At 42.4% G+C, this 2,916-nt stretch carries 3 protein-coding genes; 1 reads left to right on the top strand and 2 read right to left on the bottom strand.

Features of this window, described 5'->3' with window-relative positions:
• Positions 1-40 precede the first annotated feature (40 nt).
• Positions 41-1,318 carry a lipid IV(A) 3-deoxy-D-manno-octulosonic acid transferase gene (waaA, locus tag JK188_RS16980; protein ID WP_132497017.1) on the bottom strand — a complete coding sequence of 426 codons (1,278 nt, stop codon included), beginning with the start codon at positions 1,316-1,318 and terminating at the stop codon, positions 41-43.
• 214 nt (positions 1,319-1,532) lie between these two features.
• Between waaA and coaD the strand changes: the two genes are divergently transcribed.
• Positions 1,533-2,018, top strand: a complete 486-nt coding sequence (coaD, locus tag JK188_RS16975) for a pantetheine-phosphate adenylyltransferase (RefSeq protein WP_211887615.1) — start codon at positions 1,533-1,535, stop codon at positions 2,016-2,018.
• A 3-nt stretch (positions 2,019-2,021) separates the two neighbouring features.
• Here the strand turns inward: coaD and mutM are convergent, their stop codons facing one another.
• On the bottom strand, positions 2,022-2,831 hold the full coding sequence (mutM, locus tag JK188_RS16970; protein ID WP_211887614.1) for a bifunctional DNA-formamidopyrimidine glycosylase/DNA-(apurinic or apyrimidinic site) lyase: 810 nt from the start codon (positions 2,829-2,831) through the stop codon (positions 2,022-2,024).
• Positions 2,832-2,916 lie beyond the last annotated feature (85 nt).

Here is a 2,916-nt window from a genome sequence, read left to right as displayed (position 1 = left end):
CATTATAGTAATATTCAAGTTATCAATATTTTGCTGAATATTACTGTTCTCTTGGAGGTAAATAAGGCTGCAACAATTTAAGTAAACGCTGCAATGCGCCTTGGTTTTCATGTAATACTTCTGCGGCATGTCGACCATAATACAGTCGATAATCTTCATCGGATAGCAGGCTCGTGACGGCTTGAGCTAGCGATTCGCTATCCGTCACAGTGATCAACCCATCTGCTTGGGTTAATTTCGCGCAAATATCTTTAAAATTAAAGGTATGCGGTCCCATCAAAACAGGCAATGCATGAGCAGCAGCTTCAAGTGGATTATGACCGCCCGTTTCAACTAAGCTCCCGCCAACGAAAGCAATATCTGCAATTCCGTACAGTAACATCAATTCCCCCATCGTATCGCCAATAACCACTTGGGTTTCTAGAGATGGGATAACGCCACTACTACGACGAATGAAGCTTAGCCCTGCTTTTTGCGTCAGCTCTTCCGCTTTTGCGAAACGTTCTGGATGCCTTGGGACTAAAATGAGTAATAAATTAGGAAATTTTTTCAGCAACTGTTGGTGAGTTTGCAAAACAATGGCTTCTTCACCTTCATGGGTGCTTGTCGCAATCCATACAGGGCGATGTGCGGCCCACTGCCTGCGTAAGGTAATCGCTTTAACAGCCAGTTCAGGGGTAACGGAAATATCAAATTTTAAGCTTCCCGTCACTTCTAACTGCTTACGTCTTAACCCTAATTGAATAAAACGTTCACCATCTTCTTGATGCTGAGCTGCCACCATCGTGACATTTTGCAGCATACGCTTCACAAAGCTACCAAGCTTTTGATAACCCGCAGCGGAGCGTTCAGATAACCGAGCATTCGCGATAACTAATGGAATATTACGCTTATGCAATTGGTTGATCATATTTGGCCAGAGTTCTGTTTCCATAATAATCACCAGTTTAGGATCAACTTGATTAAGGAAACGGCTCATTGAGCCTGGTAAATCATAAGGGAGATAAACGTGACTAATATCGTCACCAAATGCCGACTGAACACGCTCTGACCCTGTCGGCGTCATTGTTGTCACAGTGATAGGGAGTGATGGATAGTGATGGCGAAGTGCACGCACTAACGGTACTGCCGCAAGGGTTTCGCCCACAGAAACTGAGTGTAATAAAATACCTTTAGGAACAACTTTACCACCACAAAAACCATAGCGTTCCCCCCAGCGTTTGCGATACGCAGGGGCTTTACGGCTACGCAATAATAAGCGTATCCAAATTAATGGTTGGATGAGATAAAGAAGTACCTGATATACACGCAATAACATTCGATCTGATTCACTTACCAAAATTGGCGGTATCTTACCATAAACCATTACTGAAAGTGTGTAGAATCTGTGCCTAAAATGAGACTTAAAATAAATGGATGCTTACCTGTGATTGTTGCAAGAGAACGCAATTGCCGTTAATGTGGATTTCACCGTCACTTATTCCTATCGATATATTAGGATAAGCAATAATAAACAAAGAGATAGCAATATCATGACCCATAAAGCTATTTATCCGGGAACCTTTGACCCGATTACCTCTGGACACGTCGATATCGTCACCCGTGCCGCTGCGATGTTTGATCACGTTTTACTCGCTATCGCAAATAGTCAACGCAAAAGCCCTATGTTTAATCTGGAAGAGCGTGTTGAGCTCGCGAAGCAAGTTACAGCACACTTAGAGAATGTCGAAGTGGTTGGATTTTCTGAGTTAATGGCGAATTTTGCACAGAAAAACAATGCGAATATTTTGATTCGCGGCGTACGTTCAGTGGCAGATTTTGAATATGAATGGCAGCTGGCTAATATGAACCGCCATTTTGTTCCAGAGCTAGAAACAGTATTTTTACTGCCATCACAAAGCTTATCTTTCGTTTCATCCTCATTAATTAAAGATGTCGCGCTTCATGATGGAGATATTTCGTCGTTTTTACCGCCTGTTGTTGCTGAGGCTATGTTGAAAAAACTTAACAAAATCTAGCGATTATTTCTGGCATTGAGGGCAATAAAAGGTTGTCCTCTGTCCTTGTTTGATGCTTTCAATCTGGGTTCCGCATAAAGAGCAAGGCTCGCCTTTTTTTCCATACACAAATAACTCTTGAGCAAAGTAACCCGGCTTTCCGTCTGACTGTAAGAAGTCTTTGAGAGTGGTTCCACCTTGCTCTATTGAACGTTGCAGCACTTTTTTAATCTGCATAACCAGTTCGGTAATTTCATTGAGTGTCAGTGTGTTAGTCAGCTTTTCTGGGGAGATTCTTGATGCAAAAAGCGCTTCATTAGCATAGATATTCCCTACCCCAACAACGATTTTGTTGTCCATCAACCAAGGTTTGACCGCCACCTTACGTTTAGCTGCTAAATCAAAGAGATATTTAGGATTGAACTCATCAGAGAGAGGCTCAGGACCTAAATGGGCGAGAACGGAGCTAGATGCTAAATCATCGCACCAAAGCCATGCACCAAAGCGTCGAGGGTCAGTGTAGCGCAGTACTTTACCGTCACCCAAGATAAGGTCTACATGGTCATGTTTCCCTTCGGGTATCTCTTCCGTTAGAATTCGCACACTGCCAGACATTCCTAAATGGACAATAATCCACCCTTTGTGCAGTTCAATAAGCAGATATTTTGCCCGACGCTGGACACTAATCACGGTTTCATCAGATAAACGCATGATTTGTTCACTTACCGGCCAACGTAACCGTTCATTACGCACAACTGCATAACTGATTGTATTGCCGACTAAATGCGGTTCAATACCTCGGCGACTGGTTTCAACTTCGGGAAGTTCTGGCATTGTTATCTCTCAATTTGGCGAAAAACTTAATTAATAATCGCATATTACCTCTATAACATGGATAATTATTGTTATAACATAAATA

It is taken from the genome of Providencia sp. JGM181 (genome assembly GCF_018257375.1).
Lineage (GTDB): Bacteria > Pseudomonadota > Gammaproteobacteria > Enterobacterales > Enterobacteriaceae > Providencia > Providencia lanzhouensis.
Note: the sequence above shows the minus strand (reverse complement) of the source record. Positions and strands in the feature narration are given on the sequence as shown.

Bases quoted from the DNA above. Each gene is read 5' to 3' on its own strand.
- waaA (WP_132497017.1), bottom strand. From the start codon at position 1,318: ATGTTATTGCGTGTATATCAGGTACTTCTTTATCTCATCCAACCATTA.
- coaD (WP_211887615.1), top strand. From the start codon at position 1,533: ATGACCCATAAAGCTATTTATCCGGGAACCTTTGACCCGATTACCTCT.
- mutM (WP_211887614.1), bottom strand. From the start codon at position 2,831: ATGCCAGAACTTCCCGAAGTTGAAACCAGTCGCCGAGGTATTGAACCG.